This window comes from Bacillus sp. FSL R9-9410, assembly GCF_038050385.1.
In the GTDB taxonomy this organism is placed as follows: domain Bacteria; phylum Bacillota; class Bacilli; order Bacillales; family Bacillaceae_G; genus Bacillus_A; species Bacillus_A cereus_U.
The window spans coordinates 2,443,091-2,463,071 of the sequence record NZ_JBBOTV010000001.1; the positions used below are offsets into that span (position 1 = coordinate 2,443,091).

Consider the following 19,981-nt stretch of genomic DNA (forward strand, 5'->3'; position numbering starts at 1 on the left):
CTAATTTAGACAAAAATTATAGAGGACATTTCAGCATGTATCAAGAAATAAGAATAAGAAGATAAGTAAGGGAGGATTTATAATGACTGAACACGTTTTATTTTCTGTTAGCGAAAACGGCGTTGCATCAATTACTTTAAACCGTCCAAAAGCACTCAATTCTTTATCCTATGACATGTTACAGCCAATTGGGCAAAAACTTAAAGAATGGGAGCAAGATGAGCGTATTGAACTCATCGTTTTAAAAGGAGCTGGGACGAAAGGTTTTTGTGCAGGTGGTGATATTAAAACGCTATACGAAGCACGTTCTAACGAAGTTGCATTACAACATGCAGAGCAGTTTTTTGAAGAAGAATATGAAATTGATACATTTATTTATCAATACAAAAAACCAATTATCGCTTGTTTAGATGGAATCGTAATGGGCGGTGGTGTCGGTCTGACAAATGGAGCTACGTATCGAATTGTAACAGAGCGTACGAAGTGGGCAATGCCTGAAATGAACATCGGTTTCTTCCCTGATGTCGGTGCTGCTTATTTCTTAAATAAAGCGCCTGGATATACTGGCCGATATGTTGCTTTAACAGCATCCATTTTAAAAGCTCCTGATGTATTATACATTAACGCTGCTGATTACTTTATGACATCAGATTCATTACCCAATTTCCTTACCGCACTTGAAAATGTAAATTGGCAAAAAGAAGATGTACATACTCATTTAAAAGAAGTTATTCGTACATTTGCAACTGCTCCAAACTTAGATGGCAATCTTTCTTCTTCAGTAGAAGAAATTAATTCGCATTTTGCATTCGATACAATTGAGGGAATCATTCAATCGTTAGAGAAAGATCAAAGTCCATTTGCCCAAACAACGAAAGAAAAGCTAGTATCCAAATCCCCTGTTTCATTAAAGGTAACATTAAAACAGTTTATTGATGGCCAAGAAAAGTCAGTTGAAGAATGTTTCGCGACAGATCTTATACTCGCTAAAAACTTCATGCGACATGAAGATTTCTTTGAAGGAGTACGCTCCGTTGTAGTTGATAAAGACCAAAATCCAAATTATAAATATAAACAATTAAGTGATGTTTCAGAAGAAGATGTAAATCGATTCTTTAACTTACTTAACGCTTAAACAAAGAGGCCATATATTGTAGCACACTCTCAGCTACTCTATATGGCCTCTTCTTTTTAGTTAAATAATTTTAAATATAATTTAATTTTATTTAACTAAAATGTATGTTAAACTAACGTTAATCGAATTTTCTAAAAACAACAAAGGAAGGCGGATAACATTATGGAAAATTTTTTTCTGTTTATTATTATGTCTATATGTCTTATTATTCTACCCGGTCCTGATACAGCAATGGCTACGAAAAACACATTGATTGCCGGCAAAATCGGCGGCATAAAAACTGTTTTTGGTACCTGTGTTGCGCTTTTAATTCACACTTTAGCTGCTGTAATTGGTCTTTCAGCACTTATTGTAAAGTCTGCTCTTTTATTTTCTATTTTTAAATATGTTGGTGCTGTATATTTAGTCTATATTGGTATTAAAGCCCTTTTAGCAGTAAAAAACACAGAAGACTTAAATACAAATGACGTTCCAATAAATAATGACAATAAACATACTTCTTGCTTTCGCCAAGGTTTTCTTACAAATTTACTAAACCCTAAGATTGCAGTCTTCTTTTTAACTTTTTTACCACAGTTTTTAAATCCAAATCATAATACATTTATACAACTTCTCGTTATGGGACTTACTTATCTCGTTTTAACAGTCATTTGGTTTGCTTTTTATATATTTTTAATTGATAAAATTAGCGCTTTTATGAAAAAGCCGAAGACACAGCGTTATATTCAAGGGATTACAGGAATCGTCTTAATTGGATTTGGTATTAAATTGGCCTTTGAAAGAAATAGTTAACACAATACAAACGAAAATACACTACTCCATTATGAGTAGTGTATTTTCGTTTGTATTATTTTTATAATGAGTGGGAATGCACCCCACTCATTATCATTTCACTTTATTAAAACCAGCGCTCAGTTACAACTTTTTTACGTGTATAAAATTGAACGCCATCCGTACCATTTGTACCAAGATCTCCAAAGAATGAAGCTTTGTTTCCTGCAAATGCGAAGAATGCCATTGGTGCTGGAACATTAACGTTTACACCAATCATACCAGCATCAATATTGTCTCGGAATGTTTGTGCATGTTTTCCATTTGATGTATAAATAACAGCACCATTCGCAAATTTCGATTGATTTGTCAGCTTAATACCTTCTTCTAAATCTTTTACTCTTACAATACTTAATACCGGAGCGAAAATTTCATCTTGCCAAATTTTCATCTCTTGATTTACACCATCAAAGATTGTTGCACCAACAAAGTAACCTTCTCCAACTTCTTCATTGATTTTACGGCCATCTACTAGTAAAGTCGCTCCATCTGCTACACCACTATTAATATAGCCTAAAACACGTTCTTTATGAGATTCACGGATTAATGGTCCAACATAATTATCTTCGTTGAAACCGTCACCTACTTTTAACTTCTTCGTTTCTGCTACTAATACATCAATGAATTCATCAGCAATTTCATCAACTACTGCTACTACTGAACATGCCATGCAGCGCTCTCCACTACTTGCGAACGCAGACCCAATTACACCTTGTACCGTTTTCTCAAGGTTGCAATCTGGCATAACAACCGCATGGTTTTTCGCACCTGCTAACGCTTGTACGCGTTTACCATTTTTTGTACCAGTTTCATATACGTAGCGTGCCACTGGCTCAGAGCCAACAAACGAAACTGCTTGAATATCTTTATTTTCTAAAATACTATTTACAACATCTTTTCCGCCTTGTACTAAATTTAATACCCCTTTTGGAAAACCAGCTTCATAGAATAACTCTACAAGTCGCTCAGCTAAAAGTGGAGTTCTTTCAGATGTTTTTAATACGAATGTATTACCGCAAGCAATTGCAAGTGGGAACATCCATAATGGAATCATCATCGGGAAGTTAAACGGCGTAATACCAGCAACAACTCCGATTGGGTAGCGCCAAATCGACCCATCAATTCCGTTAGCAATATTCGGAAGGGCTTGTCCCATCATTAAATTTGGTGCTGATGTTGCAAGTTCTACCGCTTCAATACCACGCTGTACTTCACCAGTTGCATCCGTTAGCGTTTTACCGTTTTCTAGCGTAATGATTTTTGCAAGCTCATCTTTATTTTCTTGTAACAGTTGTAGATATTTATATAGTTGTCTTGAACGATTTGGAACTGGCACTTTAGACCATGTTTTATATGCCGCTTTTGCCGCTTCTACAGCTTTTTCAACATCTTCTTTTGGAGAAAGTGGAACGTAAGCGATGATTTTTCCAGTTGCCGGATTCGGAACCGCTTCTACTTCAGTACCAGTAGATTCTACCCATTCGCCATTAATATGATTTTTCACTCGTTTAATTTCAGTTGTAATCATTATATTCTCTCCTTTTTTATCATGGTTTTTATAAGTGCACTATTTTTGATTAGAAATTAATTGTTCGCTAACTTTCTTATATAAAGCAGCCATATCGTTTTCACCATATCCTGCCTCACTCGCTTCTTCATATACGTTTAATAGCATCTCACTTACTGGTAAGTGAAGTTCACTTTCTTTAGCTAACTCTACCGCAAATCCTAAATCTTTCTTTAATAAATTTACAGTAAAGCCCGGCTCATAATTTTCTGATGCAATGAAACTTTTATAATTACGCTCATAAATTCTACTTTGACCGTAACTTACATTTAAAATATCAAACATTTTATCTAAATCCATATTGTTCTTTTTCGCTAATGTTAAAGCTTCACTCACACCAGCTGTATAAAAACCAATTAATAGATTGTTAATTAATTTAACAGTTGTACCGCTATCAATCTGCTCACTAACATGGAAAACATTCGCTCCAAGTACTTCCATGACAGATTCAGTTTTCTCATATACTTCTTTCGATCCACCAACCATAAACGTTAATGTACGGTTTTCTGCACCAATTACCCCACCGCTAACAGGTGCTGCTAAAAAGTCTACTTTCTTTTCCTTCGCCGATTCCTCTAATTGTTTGTTTAATTGTGGAGATACTGTACTTGTATCAATTAAAGCTACATTCGAGTGGCTATTTTCAAATAATCCTTCTTCCCCAAAATATACCGCTTCCACAGCACGAGGTGAAGGCAAACTTGTAAAAATCACATCGCATGTCTCTGCTAATTTTGAGATTGATAGGCCGATAATTCCTCCTTCTTTTTCAAAGGAAGCTTCCGCCTCTTTATTCAAATCCACTCCATATACTGTGTAGCCCGATTTAACTAAATTTTTAGACATTGGAAGACCCATGTTACCTAAACCGATAAAACCAATCTTTTTCATATCGCTTTCCTCCTATTTACACAATATATTTCCCGCGATTTATAATAACTTTCGCAATGTCTCTCTTTTTCGTAAATAAGTTCGAGTATAAAGGCACTAATAATTGACGGATTTCAGCTAATATTTCTTGTCTATTTTGTTCTTCTGTGACAGCTGCTGAAAGAATGGAAATCGCTGCTTCTTCTACTTTACGATATCCTTCTTCACAAATAACATCTGTTATCATTTGCTTCGTACGCTCTTTTTCCTCACCATTTTTACTAACTGCTTTCCTCGTACGTAAAAATGCTGATTCCATGACGTACACGTCCGTCAACATATTTGATAATACACGTGAATATTCTTGCTCCTGATCAATTTTTAAGTCCGGAGTTTTAGAGAGCGTTTTCAAAGATTGTTTCAACAATTTTTTCGATAATAAAATGTAACGGTGGTTTCTTTCTACATTTGATATATCACTTTCTACTACATGATCTTCAATTTGCTCAAATTGTTTCATTAACATTTTAGCAACTGTTAATCTATTAATTTCGTTCGTTCCTTCAAAAATACGGCTAATTCTAGCATCACGATATAAACGTTCTACTTCGTATTCTTGCATATAACCGTATCCACCATGAATTTGTACAGCCTCATCTACAATATTGCTAAGTGTTTCAGAAGCATTTACTTTATTCAGTGCACATTCAATTGCAAATTGGGACATTTTTTTCATAAGATCTTCATCACTCTCATGAATTGCTTCATCAATTACACCCGCTGTACGGTAAGCTGCACTTTCTGCTCCATATGTAGAAATAATCATATTGGCAATTTTCTCTTGAATCATCGTAAAATCTACTAATTCTGTTTGGAACTGCTTTCGTTCCTTTCCATATTGAACCGACAAACCGATTGCTTGTTTTGCTGTTCCAATATTTCCAAAAGCAAGTTTTAGTCTAGCGAAGTTAAGAATATTAAGAGCTACGTGATGCCCTTTCCCAACTTCCCCTAAAATATTTTCAGCAGGGATAACAACATCTTCTAAAATAAGCGTCGCCGTTGAAGAACCTTTAATCCCCATCTTCTTTTCTTCTAATCCTATTGATACACCTTCACATGTTCTTTCGACAATAAACGCTGTCATTCCTTTATTTGTCTTCGCAAAAACAACGTATACATCTGCCATATGAGCATTTGTAATCCACTGCTTCTCACCATTCAACTTCCAAGCTGTACCATCTTCATTTAATATTGCGCTCGTTTTTGCACTTAATGCATCAGAACCGGCATTTGGCTCAGTTAAAGCATAAGCACCAATCCATTCTCCTGATGCGATTTTCGGCAAATACTTTTCTTTTTGTTCTTTCGTTCCGTAATATATGTAAGGCAATGTACCGACACCGGCGTGTATATTAAAAGAAACGCTAAATGCACCAGCGTATCCCATTTTTTCTGCTACAAGACCTGAGACAGCCTTTCCTAACTCGAACCCGCCATACTCTTCTGGTACCTCAATGCCTAATAATCCAAGTTCCCCAGCTTTCTCAAATAATTGACGAGAAGCTTTATAGTTATGTTGTTCAATGTTCTCAATTTGCGGAACAATTTCTTGCTTAACGAATTGTTCTGTCGTTTTTGCAATTAAATCTTCATCCCCTGAAAAATCTTCAGGTGTAAAGAAAGTATTGTTCACATCTTTATTGAGTGAAAAAAATTCATCCCATGGTAACTTTGTTTTCTCCATCTGAATCCCCCTATCATTTCGGCCTTCATTGCTTTTTGTATATGCTCGTCTACGATGAGTGGAATATCTTACTATTGAAAACAGAAGGCGATGATTTTTCACATCAAGCAGTTCGTTTTGCCAAAGATGTATTCTCATCGCCTAAGTCCTTCAACCTATTGATCTTCAGATAGTACTGTTTTTGCAATTCCAGTATCTAAGTCTTCAAAGTCATGATATGAAATTGTTTCATATAGCTCGCTTCTCGTTTGCATATTAGAAAGTGCATCTTTTTGAGAACCTGTCTCTTTAATTAGCGTAAACACATTCTCATATGCTTTTGCAGCAACACGAAGTGAAGTTACAGGATAAATTACCATTTGGAAGCCCATATTCGCAAATTCCTCTGCACTATAATATGGTGTTTTCCCGAACTCAGTCATATTTGCTAGTAAAGGTGCATTCACTTTGCTAGTAAATAAACGGAATTCTTCCTCCGATTGAAGCGCTTCTGGGAAAATTGCGTCTGCACCTGCTTTAACATATGCGTTCGCTCTTTCAATCGCTGCATCTAATCCTTCCACGCCGCGAGCATCTGTGCGTGCTACAATGTATAAGCTTGGCGCAACTTCTTTAATCGCTTTAATTTTTTGAACTAATTCTTCTGTAGTAACAAGTTTCTTACCATTTAAATGTCCACATTTCTTTGGTAATTGCTGATCTTCAATTTGAACAGCCGCTACTTTCGCTTCTACCATTTCTACAGCTGTTCTCGCTACGTTTAGTACTCCGCCAAATCCTGTATCAATGTCAACAAGGACTGGTAAATCTGTAGCTCTTACTAGATCTCTTGCTCTCTCTGCTACTTCAGTAGACGTCACGATTCCTAAATCTGGTAGCCCTTTACTTGCAGTATAAGCAGCTCCCGATAAATAAAGAGCTGAAAAACCTGTATTTTTCGCAACAAGAGCCGCCATTGCATCATGAGCACCTGGAATTTGCAAAATTTCATTTGCTTCTACTAAAGATCGGAAGCCATTTGCAAGCTCCTCTTGTGTTGACTGTTTATTCACAACCCAAGCCATTCTAAATTCCCCCTATTATTAAATTAAGAATAGATCTACAAATTCGTTTACATTCATATTTTCTAGTTTTTCTTCATTTAAACAAACTTCATGAATTTGTTCTTGTTGCTTACTAGAATAATGACCTGCCATATTTGCAGTGAATTTTCGAACAACTTTTGGAATCGCTTCGTCTCTACGGAAACGGTGTCCAAGTGGGTATTCACATTCCACATTTTCTGTTACAGTACCATCTTTAAAATGAACTTGAACAGCGTTGGCGATTGAGCGCTTGTTCGGGTCAAGGTAATCTAAACTGTACTGTTTGTTTTCAACAACAACCATCTTATTACGTAATTCATCTACACGTGGATCATTCGCTACTACATCCTCATAATCATCCGCAACGATATCGCCTTTTAATAAACCGATTGCCGTAATGTATTGTAGGCAGTGATCGCGATCAGCTGGGTTATTTAATGGACCTTCTTTATCGATAATACGAATTGCTGACTCATGAGTTGTAATTGTAATACGATCAATTTCATCTAATCTTTCTTTAAGTTCCGGATGTAATTTCACTGCACATTCTGCAGCTGTTTGTGCATGGAATTCTGCTGGGAATGACACTTTGAATAATACATTTTCCATTACATAAGATTCTAGCGGTCTTGCTAATTTTAATTCTTGCTTGTTAAATAACACATCTTGGAATCCCCATCCTGGTGCAGATAATGCCGTTGGGTAACCCATTTCACCTTTTAATGCAGTCATTGCAAGATGAACACCGCGGCTCGTCGCATCTCCTGCTGCCCATGATTTACGTGAACCAGTATTTGGAGCATGACGATATGTACGAAGACTAGAATTATCAATCCACGCATGTGATAATGCATTAAAGATTTCTTCACGCGTTCCGCCAAGCATTTTCGCAACTACTGCAGTTGTTGCTACTTTTACGTATAATACATGGTCAAGACCAACACGGTTTAAGCTGTTTTCTAAAGCAAGTACACCTTGAATTTCATGTGCTTTAATCATCATTTCTAGTACTTCACGTACTTTTAATGGTTCTTTTCCTTCTGAAATACGAACACGGCTAATATAATCTGCTACTGCTAAAATTCCGCCTAAGTTATCAGATGGATGTCCCCATTCTGCTGCAAGCCAAGTATCGTTATAGTCTAACCAACGGATCATACATCCGATATTAAATGCGCCTTTTACTGGATCAAGTACATATGACGTACCTGGTACGCGTGTACCATTTGGCACGATTGTTCCTGGTACAACTGGTCCTAATAATTTTGTACACTCTGGATATTGTAGCGCTAAAATTCCGCATCCAAGTGTATCAAGTAATACGTAGCGAGCAGTGCTGAATGCTTCTGCACTTGTAACCTCTTTATTTAATACATAATCCGTAATTTCTTCTAATAATGCATCTTTTTGTTTAATTTCATTTGTTTTAATCATGCTATTCTTCCCTTTCTGTCGAAAATTCGTTATTATTAATGATGGGTGTCGGTCAAACACCCATCTGGCGGGCGGCGCTAACAACTCCCCAGTTGTTTTTATTTACTAAATGCATGTCGCTCGCCAATATAATTTACACGTGGACGGAACAAACGATTGTTCGCATGTTGCTCAATTACGTGTGCACATAACCCTACTGTTCTAGAACTAAAGAAGATTGGTGTGTACAGTTGAATTGGAATACCAAGCATCCAATATACTGGAGCAGCATAGTAATCAAGATTCGGATAAATACCTTTTTCCTTCTCCATAATCTTCTCTCCAGCTTCACACATTTCATATAGTGTATAATCGCCTTTTACATCACAAAGCTGTTTTAAAGCTTCCTTCATCATAAGTGCTCTTGGATCTATCTTCTTCATATATACGCGATGTCCAAAGCCCATAATTTTTTCTTTGTTATAAAGTTTCTTCTGTAATAGTTCTTCAAATTTCTCAACATTTCCAGCTTCTAAAAGCATGTACATAACCGCTTCATTTGCACCACCATGTAAACTTCCTTTTAAAGATGCAACTGCACCTGTTAGAGCGCCGTATAAATCCGATTGTGTTGATGCAATTACGCGAGCTGTAAATGTAGAGTTTGGCATTTCATGTTCACTATATAAAACAAGGGAACGATCAAAGATCTTTTCCTCAAGTTCAGTTGGTTTTTTACCAGTTAACATATAGAAGAAATTCGCACTATATGACAATTCCTGAAGGGGCTGAATTGGCTCCTCGTTATTTAAAATATGATAGCTATTCGCTACGATATTTGGCACTTTACTTAAAAGCTTGTACCCTCGACTTTTATTCACTTCTAACGAGCGGTTTTCGATATCACTATCGTAACCAGCTAATGCAGACACACCTGTACGTAACCCATCCATAGGATGCGTTTCTTTAGGCAATGCCTTTAGCACATTAAATACACCTTCTGGCACTGCGTATTCTTCTTTTAATTTCTTTTCAATTGTTGCTTTTTCATCCTCATTCGGTAGCTGTTCTTCTAATAAAAGATGCACAATGTCTACATACTCTTTTGTTTTTGAGAGTTCGATTAAATCATACCCTTGAATTACAATTTCACCTTTTACTGTGTCAAGAAACGAAATTTTCGTCTCCGCTGCTACTACACCATCTAATCCCGGGGAAAATTTTTCTTCAGCTTTCATCATTATTTCCTCCAATCCTAATAGATCTTCGTGCACATAACTGTAAGCCTTTACAATACTGTGAAACTACATTTCTATTTCAATGTATCAGAGTTTTTAGAAGATTTCAATTTATTTTATAATGATAAGTCTCCTATACTTTTACCGATGTAATAATACAATTTTTCAAAAATAACTTTCATCTTTTATAAAGAAAGGACAGACATCCTTTTCCAATTTTCTAAAACGAAATATAACAATTGTCCATATAATCCCACTAAATAAACCTTTAATCTCTTTTTCTTTAACAAATATAAAAAAACAAGCTGCATTCATGCACAGCTCGTTTTTTATATTATTTATTTCATATTCCCATAAATATAATTCTTATATAAAATTTATTTATTTTTAATAAAATTATTATTTTACATAATTAAATTGAATTTTTTTCGTTCCTTTACGATAGCTGACAACTAAATCATAGTTTTGAAAGTACCAAAGGTTATCAAAATCTATAAAAATAAAATACCGTCTTTCTCAACTGACACTATTTCCCGAAATGGTTTCTCAGAAACAATTCCTAAAGAATATCCTGGATGAATTGCGCTATTTCCTCCGTACCTTACAATAAAGTGAAACTTTAATCAGTGTGGGGGGGCATCCCCCACTGATTATTAGCCCACACCAATTGGGCGTTTACGGGCAGCAGGGCTCCCGCCGAATTTTGAGATGGGAGTCTTACTGCCCACAAATAGCGGGATAAATCAAATCGATTCATCATACTTTATACGCAATTCTTCCTTAAACCATCGTAGAGCATCATGTTCAATTGAAATTTTCACCTTCGCTCTTCCTGTTTACGCAAAATCCTTTTTGCCTAATCGTTGTTTTACAAAAACGACGAAAAGAATTAAAGCTATTAATCCAGAAATTGCACTACCAACAAATAAAATACGGTAACCAAACATTTGTGAAACAACTCCAAGTAAAATCGCACCTAATCCAATCCCTAAATCAAATGCGGTAAAGAATGAAGCGTTAGCAACTCCTCTTTTACTAGGATCAACAATTGTCAGCATCGCTGCTTGTAAAGCGGGCTGTGCTGAACCGAATCCAACACCATATAATGCCGCCGCAATCATTACACCTATCAAACCATTTGAAATCGTTAGTACAACTATCGCTAAAATAGTAATACATAATGTTGGCAGTATGATAAAAACTTCTCCATACTTATCTAATAGTTTTCCTGAAATAGGTCGTACAATTGTTAAAGCAATTGCATATACAAGAAAGAATGTCCCAGGATTCACATCAATTGATGACGCGAATAACGGTAAAAATGTTGTTATTCCTCCATATGCAAATGATAAAAAGAAAACAACAACCGTTATTGATAAAACGGATTTTTCAAACAGCTGAATTTTCCCTTTTTCTTTTTGCGGCGTGAATGGCATTTTCGTTATTAACGATAATACGACTGCCATAAAAGATAAAAGAGTTGCTAACAAGAATAGACCATGAAATGAATAATTTTGTACAACCCATAATCCAATCATCGGGCCAATTGCCATCGCGATTGTCATCGCCATGCCATACCAGCCCATCCCTTCACCACGACGTGAATCTGGAATAATATCAGTTATCGCTGTTCCAACTGCTGTTGTAGAAACAGCCCACGTCACTCCGTGAATAACGCGTAAAACAGCTAAAAGGACAATAGTCGATGCTAAATTATACGAATACATCGTTATCCCAAAAAATATGAGTCCGAAAATAATAAAAGATCTTCTACCATATTGATCTAACATACCTCCAATAATCGGTCGTATTACAACTGCCGCTATTGTAAACATTCCCATCATCAGTCCAACTTGCGATTCATTTCCACCAATCTCTTTAATAAAGAGCGGAAGCGTTGGAACAAGTAAATAAAACCCCGTAAATAAAAATAACATCGCGATAGTCATTTGTATAAATGATTTCGTCCATAATCGTTCCATTAAAATCCCTCCATAAACACGTAAAATATTACAATCAACACATCAATTGTATATTTTTCATGTTCCCTTGCCCTCCGCTAATAGACGTATCTTTTCATAATAAATGGTCTACCATCAATTTAAGTTGGTCTTACGACTTTATGCCTATGTTTTAAGCAAAAAACCTATATATGTACCTTTATATGTTTTAGAAGAATATACTATTTTATTATTAAACTTAGGAGTGATCGTTTTCATGTGGGTATCACCAAGAATAACCGCCGTTGTCCCATCAGCTCCCTCAATACATGTTCCTGCCGTTCATACAGCTAGTTCTGATGTTGGTATCGAACTTCCTGCCGCTTGGCAACATTATCAATCGACTGACCAAGTCACCCCTTCATTTTGGCATCATGGTACACACCCTAGTAGTAGTACTACTTTTTATAGCCCTAGTTATCCAATACCACCAACTCAAATTTTTTATCATTTCCCATCAATTTACTTTCAAAATTTCTATGGTACTTTTAACATTTAAAAATAATATTAACCTTTATAATATAAAAAGCACCAAAGGAACCGTTTTATCGGTACCTTTGGTGCTTTTATATACATTACTTATTGTCCATTATTGGCAGGGACTTCTCCTGTGTTCCCGCCAGTAGTTGGTGGCGTTGTTGCTGGTGGCGTTGGAGTTGTATTCCCTTGGCCTCCTCCACCGTTAGTCGGTGGGGTAGTATTTCCTTGATCCCCACCGTTGTTCGGTGGCGTTGTATTCCCTTGGCCTCCACCATTGTTCGGTGGTGTTGTATTTCCTTGGCCTCCACCATTGTTCGGTGGTGTTGTATTTCCTTGGCCTCCACCATTGTTCGGTGGTGTTGTATTTCCTTGGCCATTTCCATTATTTTGTTCATTTTGCTTATTTAATTCATCTTGTTTCTTTTGCTCTTCTTGCTTCTTAAGCTCTTCTTGTTTCTTAAGTTCATCTTGTTTCTTTTGCTCTTCTTGTTTCTTAAGTTCTTCCTGTTTCTTTAATTCCTCTTGATTTTTCTCTTCTTCAGTTTTTTGCTGTTGATCTTGTTTTGGTTGTTCCGTTGTATCCGGTACGCTCGTATTTGGAGATGAATCACGTTTTTCACCTTTTATACGTAACTCACTACCTTCTTGAATAACACTACTTGGCATTTTAAAGCGTGATTTATCTGTAGCCATCTCGCTCATCATTTCTTTAAAGATCAACTGTGCAATTTTCGTATTTTTACTACTAATATACTCGTCTTTACCATCTTTCATATATCCAGTCCATACTGCCATCGTATATTGCGGTGTATATCCTGCAAACCAACTATCACGAGTTGCACTTTCTGGAATTCCATATTGTGCTAGTTGTTTTGAAGAATAGTTAGTTGTACCTGTTTTACCAGCTACATCTAAAGAGGCCACATTTGCCGATGTACCAGTACCTGATGTAACTACAGAACGAAGCATATCAGTAATCATATATGCTGTAGAATCCGCCATAACTGATTTTGGTTTTTGTCCAAAACTTTGTGACTTGCCGTCTGGATAAACTACTTTCTTAACAAAATGCGGCTTCGTATACTTACCGTCATTCCCAAATGCCGCATAAGCACCTGCAATTTCAGTTGGTGACGCTTCATTTGTACCGATCGCTGTTGATTCTGTCGGTGCTACATTAAATGTAATACCTAATTTCTCAGAGAACTCTTTCGATTTACTAATACCTACCTCTTTAGCTGTTTTAATAGCTGGGATATTACGTGACTTTGTTAGTGCTTCACGCATTGAGATTGGCCCTAAATGACTTCTATCTGCATTTCTAACTTCTTGGCCAGTTGAATACTTAAATGGAGAGTCATCAATTTGATGATAAGTAGCCCATTTTAAATATTCAATTGCAGGAGCGTAATCAAAAATTGGTTTCATCGTTGAACCAGCTGCACGATCTAATTCAATCGCCATATTATGCCCTTTAAATACTGCTTTATTTTCACCGCGCCCACTACCTATAGCGCGAACTTCTCCAGTTTTCGTATCCATAAATGTGAAAGCACCTTGGAATTTATCATTTGGATAATTAATAATATTTGTATTCAAAATATTATCAGCTAATTTCTGTGCTTTTGGATCCAACGTTGTATAAATTTCTAAACCATCAGATCCAATATTAACATCTGGTATTTCCTTTTCTACTTCTTTCACTACTGCATCCATAAATGCAGTATATGGCATCGCTTGTAGTTCAGCTGCACTCTTAATATTTTTATCCACTGGTACTTTCGATGCTTCTTCCATTTCTGCCTTTGTAATATAACCATGTCTATTCATTAAGTTTAGTACAGTATTTCTTCTTTCTGTTGCCCTTTGAACATTTTCTTTTTTCGTTGGGTCATAGTTATTCGGTGCTTTTGGTAAGCCAGCTAGCATCGCAACTTCTGGTAATGTTAAATCTTTCAATTCTTTACCGTAGTAGTTTTGTGCTGCTGTTGCGATTCCATATGAACGGTTTCCTAAATTAATTTTATTTAAATACATCTCTAATATTTCATGTTTTGAATATTGTTGTTCTAGCTTATACGCTAAATATATTTCCTGAACCTTACGTTTTGACGTTTTTTCCATCGATAAGAAGTAGTTTTTAATAACTTGCTGCGTTATTGTACTTCCACCTTGTGAACCGTAATCTCCTTTAAGACTAACTAAAACTGCACGTGCAGTACCCTTAAAGTCTACTCCACTATGCTCATAAAAACGTGCATCTTCTGTCGCTAAAAATGCATTTTCTACCAATTTAGGGATTTGATCATACGTAACATTCGTCCGCTTTTCTTTCCCATATTCATATACCAAATTCCCGTCTTTATCATAAATTTTTGAGGATAACGGATTAACAAGTTTTGCTTTCTCAAGTTTTGGTGCATCCTTAATCATTACGAAAAAGGTAGCAACCCCTGCCACTAAACCTACAATACCAAGTAGTAAACAACTGATTAAAAATTTACGAAAAAACGATGTTTTACCTTTTGGTTTTGTTTTTTTAGAAGCTGGCTGTTTTTTCTTTTGAACTTGTCGTCGCTCCTCTCGAGAACGATAATTTTCTGACATGTTACTTTCTCCTGCCTTTCAATTCTCCCGTTGATTTACTTGAAAATATTGAGGTCACTTTCCCAAATACATTTAATCAAGAAAGTATATTGACCTGGAGCATTCAATATTTTCCCAATTCACAGATTATACATTTTAGAATACTTCTTATACAAACTATTTTCACTTCTATTTTTTCTAATAATACTGCCCCTTAAAGCATAGAATGTAAGAAGTGAATTTTTAATACCTCGTATAAATAATATACCTTTTTTTCAAATGGTCAATATTTTCTTATTTATAAATCAAAGGTGAAATAAAAATAGCACAACGATATGTACTTCGTGTGAACTTCCTTATAATTACGTATAACAAACATTTAATATATTGCATATAAGTATAATACTCCTTTAATTATTAGGATTTCAACACGACAATCCCCTTCTCTACAAGAAACCATCTAAAATGAAAAATAAGGAGTTGCGTAATGATGAAGCTATCTCCCGTTATTTCAAAAAAATTAGTTGCTGTTGGCTATAATCCTTTTTCTATGATTTTACGTATTCAACTAAAGAATGGTATGTATGATTTCTTTAATGTGCCAGAAAGCATTTACACCGGTTTATTAAACGCACACTCTAAAAGTTATTATCATAATACTTATATTAAAAATTCTTACCGCTATACTAAAATTTAAACTTGATTGGCATACAAAAAAGAAAGGCGAATCAAATCCCCTTTCTTTTTTGTATGCCAATCGCAATTTACCTTCTATTTCTTTTATTAATTTCATCATACGCCTGAACTTGTTTTTTAAGTCGCCTGTCGGCTTTTTTATCATGTACGACAAGAACTGCGTGTATCGCTCCTGGAACCCAAAAAATTAAGGTTAAAATGAAATTAATAATCGCTTGAAACGGCTTTCCGCAAAATAAAACAGCTACCGGCGGAAGTAAAATTGCTAATAAGTACATCATGTCTGAAAAACTCCTTAATTTTTATTTTTCGATTCTTCCCCATCCATCTCCTACACTATCAAACCTATGAAATCATGTTATTTCTAAAAGCGTATATAAGAACTCATCATTACAAAAATCACATATAATAGTATAACTAAATGAGGAACCTCTCACTAACGTTAACAAGCTATTTTCACCTGTTCGTTTATATGTATATTCTACGCCTATATGAAAAAGCCTACAAAAACAATTAACACATCCATCTTGTCCTACTTCTAAAATTGAAATACTCCAAACTTCATTGAAATGAGTATTTCATCACCTTTTCTTCGATTCCAATCGTTGTTCCTCTACTATTTCGGTTAATCCAATTGCTGAAATTACAGTACCTATTGCTTGTATCCAAATACCTATTAGCCCTATTATACGTTGATCTTCTTTATCTATATTACTGTCTTCTTTTCCCTTTTCTTCTTTTGGTATATTTTTAATACCTTCATATGCTTGTAATCCCGCACCTAAACTTTGCATTGAATTCCCTAATACGATAATCCACTGTATTCCATTTATCTCATTCAATGCTACTTCTACTCCTAAAAAAGCGCCAATTGATTGCAAACTATTTCCAGTAATTATAAGGAAATCATTTTCTTTCATTTGTTCATTGAGATTAAAATACGTTCCTATTACATTTGAAATATTACCTAAAGCTAATAACTCAATCCCCGTTTTCGCTAGCGCTTTATTTTTATTATCTATAGTTACCTCTTGCTTCTCACATTTATCTTCATCTTTCGCATCATTAGTTGCTATAATTTGTAATATATATCCGAGAGCTTGTAATGAACTCCCTACAATAACGAGATCCGACTCAATCTTTTCTTCCCCTGCAAACCCTCTAGTTGTTCCAATTGCTGCTATAAGATTTCCTCCTACTTGAAACCAGGCACCTGTCAATTCTAAATCGCGTAGGTTCATTTCCCATCACCTATATTTAAATTTTCTAGTACATTCAAAACAAACAAATATCACCTTTAATTCATTATTCTATTTTTCATATGTAATTTTGTGCATCACATAATGTACTAATAATACAAAAGAGCACCTTTCAGGCGCCCTTTTTGACAAGGATTTTCTCAATGAATGTATAATTTGCAAATGCTTCCTACATACTTCAATATATGCTTGTCCTTCAGAACTGTGAATATAACATTTAATACTTATCTGAAGATTAAATGCATACTGGACATGTCAATGACTCACCGTTTTTATCTATTGATATATTTAATATATAATGAATTGCTTTATGTGACCACATTTCAGGTGTAGGAGATTCTTTTACATATTGAGGTGCACATGAGTGAAGCATTGGAGTGCTAATACTTCCACCTGGATCTAAAGCAACTACTGCCATACCATTTGGCAGTTCCATTGCCATTGACTGCGTGATACCTTCAACAGCAAACTTCGAAGCACAATATGGCGCAAGTTCAGCCTCGCCTTCTCTTCCCCAACTAGAGCTCATATTAATAATAATTCCTTCTTTCCTAGCTATCATCGCCGGGACGAACGCCCTAATAACATTTACTACCCCGTTCACATTTACACTCATTACACTTTCAAATTCTTGAGCCGGAACTTTCCATAGCGGTGCACTTTGATTAACAATCGATGCATTATTTATTAACATATCGGGAGCCCTATACCTATTAATAATACGACTTGCCCATTTACTAACTTGGTGATGATTTGAAACATCAATTATTTGAAAATCATGTGAAGCACCGTAATATTTATTAAGCTCTTCAATTTTATTTTTTGAGCGTCCACACCCTGCTATTTTCCATCCCAATTCATGAAACCTATCAACCATTGCACGTCCTAACCCTTGCGTTACTCCAGTAATAATTACAAGTTTCCCAATGTCGTTTCGCTCCAACTTCATCTCCTCCTTTCCATTAATATTACTCTTTTTATTCTTATTCAACATCTCACTTAAGTATCAATTCATTTCATACTTTAGAAGTATTTTTGATATTACATATTACAAACAAAAAGAGTAACCATCATAGTTACTCTTTTTGTTTGTATCGTTATTATTTTTAAATTGTATCTTCTATTCCCTACATTTCTCACATCGATAAATATAGGTTACACCTTAATGAAAGTATATTTATGTTTACGGTTCGATTTATCCAAATACTTTTCAATCCAATTTTTCAACTTAACAGAGCCCACCTCTATCAATAAATTTCCACCTAGTCCTATAACATACTTTTATTTAGATTCTCAATCTCATTTTGCAACTTTTTAAATTGCTCAAAATGCATTGTTATAGATTGAATACTATTCCTTTCAACATTTTTCTTTACTAATAAAACGCCTGTATCGTGAAAAATCGCTTCAAGTTCTTTCCTTATAGATACTTTCGTAATATATGCGGTTTTAATTGCCGATAAAATTGCTATTTCATTAAACTTTAATTTTATTTCATTAGGACAAAATGCTTTTTCGATCAATGTAACATCATTACTATAAATAAAAGCAACAAGTTTACTTGATTCTGCATCTGTTAAATCCACTGTTTTTATAACATTATCCATGACATTTTGCCTCCTTTAATTCTATATATATTAATTATACAAATTTATTCTTTTAAAATTCAACTCTTCGTTAATTTTAACATACTTTTTGCTCGATTGATTAAACAAAGCTTCAAACATTTTTCTATTCCGGAATATTTGTCAAATGAACCAATTAGGCTATACCTTCATATAGTAATGCAAACAATTACTTATAAAGTAGGTGAAAATTATGCCCTCAGTTGTAGGGAATTTAGTTGTACAAAATAGTAACGGATCTTTCAACTTAGGTGATTTCTACAACGTTTCTCCAAAAGAGAATACGAAAGCTTATAACGGATCTGGTGCATCTAACGTTGGTTTCGTAGTGAACACTTTTAGTGGGGTTAGCGCGACTAATACATTTGATTCTGATCTAGCAGATCAAAACCAAGTTGGTACGGCCTAACCAGATCTGTAATCATCTTTGTATAACATTTTTAAATTTGTCTATACTATACTCAGGCTGATACACAGCTATCGTCGATTTTTTGAGTGCCAATCTTTTTCTCCCTTTCCCTGGGACTAAGCAGCTAGCTTGCATCTAGCTGCTTTTTCATTTAGTTCTTCACCTCTTCAAAAAACTAGGATTTTACAGGCAGCCTGACTCACAGCCGAATTTTGAGGTGTAAATCTAACTGCCCGCAAATAGCTGGATAAATTAAAGAAGCTAAACTTCAAAATTCAGCTTCTTTTAAGTTACATCAATTATGTCCCTTGCAGCAAATATATATGTTTTATAAAATGCATCTGTACATTTTACAATTTGTTGAATTGGATTTATATGAACCACTGTCATATAACTCGTAAGTATGTATCCTTCTTCAAAATAGGTCACTAACATCTCTTTTTCAGACAATAATGAAGTTAATAATTTGTCTGAAATGCTTTCTTTCGCTTCATTCGTTATTAGCGGCCTTTGGACTTTTAATTTCTCTCCAATAATTTTTCTCATACTTAATAATTGTTCCGACATTACTGTAAATGGAACCCACTCTCTTCCTTTTTCCTGTATCTTTACATAATTCATTTTCTTTACTCCTCAATTTTCTACATCTATCCATTCAGAAATTTCACTTCTAAATACACTTTATCCATCTCTTATTTAATATGTAGCGTAACTTTCCAATTCAAAACTATTTATGAATTTGTAGGAATCTCCATCCCAAAAGAACATTTGTTCTAATTATACACGAACGAACGTTCTTTCGGAAGTGCAACGTGTAAATTTTTCAAACAAAATGCAACTTTAATCTATGAAATTTATTCATATCTTTAAATTATGTCCTCTATTCAATTTCTAAGAAAATATATTTAGTTTATATTTAACAAAATTAATTAACTAAAACATTATCATTTCAACATTTTGCGAAGTAATTACTTATTCCTTTTTATTTACACCAAAATTTTCTATTGTAATTCTTAATATTTAAATGTAATATTGTATTG

General features: G+C 34.9%; 18 protein-coding genes and 1 pseudogene. 5 read left to right on the forward strand and 14 right to left on the reverse strand.

The window, feature by feature from the left end:
- Nucleotides 1–82 precede the first annotated feature (82 nt).
- Together MKX77_RS12690 and MKX77_RS12695 are read left to right on the forward strand one after the other, a co-directional pair.
- Nucleotides 83–1,135, forward strand: coding sequence for an enoyl-CoA hydratase/isomerase family protein (locus MKX77_RS12690; protein WP_341306837.1), 1,053 nt, complete (start codon nt 83–85; stop codon nt 1,133–1,135).
- 159 nt (nt 1,136–1,294) lie between these two features.
- Nucleotides 1,295–1,927, forward strand: a complete 633-nt coding sequence (locus MKX77_RS12695) for a LysE family translocator (protein WP_341307962.1) — start codon at nt 1,295–1,297, stop codon at nt 1,925–1,927.
- 106 nt (nt 1,928–2,033) lie between these two features.
- Here the strand turns inward: MKX77_RS12695 and MKX77_RS12700 are convergent, their stop codons facing one another.
- The 8 genes and pseudogenes from MKX77_RS12700 to MKX77_RS12740 all read right to left on the reverse strand — a co-directional run bounded on the left by MKX77_RS12700 (nt 2,034) and on the right by MKX77_RS12740 (nt 11,868).
- Nucleotides 2,034–3,494 (reverse strand): CoA-acylating methylmalonate-semialdehyde dehydrogenase, encoded by a 1,461-nt coding sequence (locus tag MKX77_RS12700; protein WP_341306838.1) that lies wholly within the window; start codon nt 3,492–3,494, stop codon nt 2,034–2,036.
- Nucleotides 3,495–3,533: 39 nt separating this feature from the next.
- Nucleotides 3,534–4,424, reverse strand: coding sequence for an NAD(P)-dependent oxidoreductase (locus tag MKX77_RS12705; protein ID WP_016104779.1), 891 nt, complete (start codon nt 4,422–4,424; stop codon nt 3,534–3,536).
- 16 nt (nt 4,425–4,440) lie between these two features.
- Entirely contained in the window at nt 4,441–6,150 is a 1,710-nt protein-coding gene (locus MKX77_RS12710; RefSeq protein ID WP_341306839.1) for an acyl-CoA dehydrogenase family protein, read from the reverse strand.
- A 155-nt stretch (nt 6,151–6,305) separates the two neighbouring features.
- Nucleotides 6,306–7,214 (reverse strand): methylisocitrate lyase, encoded by a 909-nt coding sequence (prpB, locus tag MKX77_RS12715; protein ID WP_215556267.1) that lies wholly within the window; start codon nt 7,212–7,214, stop codon nt 6,306–6,308.
- Between the two features lie 18 nt (nt 7,215–7,232).
- A complete protein-coding gene (gene prpD / locus MKX77_RS12720; protein WP_002065268.1) occupies nt 7,233–8,669 on the reverse strand; it encodes a 2-methylcitrate dehydratase in 1,437 nt (478 codons plus the stop codon).
- Nucleotides 8,670–8,767: 98 nt separating this feature from the next.
- Nucleotides 8,768–9,889, reverse strand: a complete 1,122-nt coding sequence (mmgD, locus tag MKX77_RS12725) for a citrate synthase (protein ID WP_341306840.1) — start codon at nt 9,887–9,889, stop codon at nt 8,768–8,770.
- A 396-nt stretch (nt 9,890–10,285) separates the two neighbouring features.
- Nucleotides 10,286–10,497: pseudogene (locus MKX77_RS12730) on the reverse strand (HesB/YadR/YfhF family protein); the annotation flags it as partial.
- A 225-nt stretch (nt 10,498–10,722) separates the two neighbouring features.
- Nucleotides 10,723–11,868, reverse strand: coding sequence for an MFS transporter (locus MKX77_RS12740; protein ID WP_341306841.1), 1,146 nt, complete (start codon nt 11,866–11,868; stop codon nt 10,723–10,725).
- Between the two features lie 235 nt (nt 11,869–12,103).
- Between MKX77_RS12740 and MKX77_RS12745 the strand changes: the two genes are divergently transcribed.
- A complete protein-coding gene (locus tag MKX77_RS12745; protein WP_088005002.1) occupies nt 12,104–12,385 on the forward strand; it encodes a hypothetical protein in 282 nt (93 codons plus the stop codon).
- A gap of 80 nt (nt 12,386–12,465) precedes the next feature.
- On the opposite strand, the gene MKX77_RS12750 is transcribed toward MKX77_RS12745, so the two are convergent.
- Nucleotides 12,466–14,973 carry a transglycosylase domain-containing protein gene (locus MKX77_RS12750; protein WP_341306842.1) on the reverse strand — a complete coding sequence of 836 codons (2,508 nt, stop codon included), beginning with the start codon at nt 14,971–14,973 and terminating at the stop codon, nt 12,466–12,468.
- Between the two features lie 466 nt (nt 14,974–15,439).
- Between MKX77_RS12750 and MKX77_RS12755 the strand changes: the two genes are divergently transcribed.
- Entirely contained in the window at nt 15,440–15,649 is a 210-nt protein-coding gene (locus tag MKX77_RS12755; protein ID WP_002085762.1) for a KTSC domain-containing protein, read from the forward strand.
- Nucleotides 15,650–15,716: 67 nt separating this feature from the next.
- Here MKX77_RS12755 and MKX77_RS12760 read toward each other — a convergent pair whose 3' ends face one another.
- The 4 genes from MKX77_RS12760 to MKX77_RS12775 form a co-directional block, all read right to left on the reverse strand.
- A complete protein-coding gene (locus tag MKX77_RS12760; RefSeq protein WP_002085763.1) occupies nt 15,717–15,929 on the reverse strand; it encodes a YqaE/Pmp3 family membrane protein in 213 nt (70 codons plus the stop codon).
- Nucleotides 15,930–16,229: 300 nt separating this feature from the next.
- Entirely contained in the window at nt 16,230–16,889 is a 660-nt protein-coding gene (locus MKX77_RS12765) for a DUF6944 family repetitive protein (protein WP_002035373.1), read from the reverse strand.
- Between the two features lie 253 nt (nt 16,890–17,142).
- Nucleotides 17,143–17,850, reverse strand: coding sequence for an SDR family oxidoreductase (locus MKX77_RS12770; RefSeq protein WP_002165872.1), 708 nt, complete (start codon nt 17,848–17,850; stop codon nt 17,143–17,145).
- A gap of 325 nt (nt 17,851–18,175) precedes the next feature.
- Nucleotides 18,176–18,514 carry a hypothetical protein gene (locus MKX77_RS12775; protein WP_341306843.1) on the reverse strand — a complete coding sequence of 113 codons (339 nt, stop codon included), beginning with the start codon at nt 18,512–18,514 and terminating at the stop codon, nt 18,176–18,178.
- 211 nt (nt 18,515–18,725) lie between these two features.
- On the opposite strand from MKX77_RS12775, the gene gerPF reads away from it, so the two are divergent.
- Nucleotides 18,726–18,941, forward strand: a complete 216-nt coding sequence (gerPF, locus tag MKX77_RS12780) for a spore germination protein GerPF (protein WP_001141569.1) — start codon at nt 18,726–18,728, stop codon at nt 18,939–18,941.
- A gap of 285 nt (nt 18,942–19,226) precedes the next feature.
- On the opposite strand, the gene MKX77_RS12785 is transcribed toward gerPF, so the two are convergent.
- Entirely contained in the window at nt 19,227–19,562 is a 336-nt protein-coding gene (locus MKX77_RS12785; RefSeq protein ID WP_063219583.1) for a YolD-like family protein, read from the reverse strand.
- Nucleotides 19,563–19,981 lie beyond the last annotated feature (419 nt).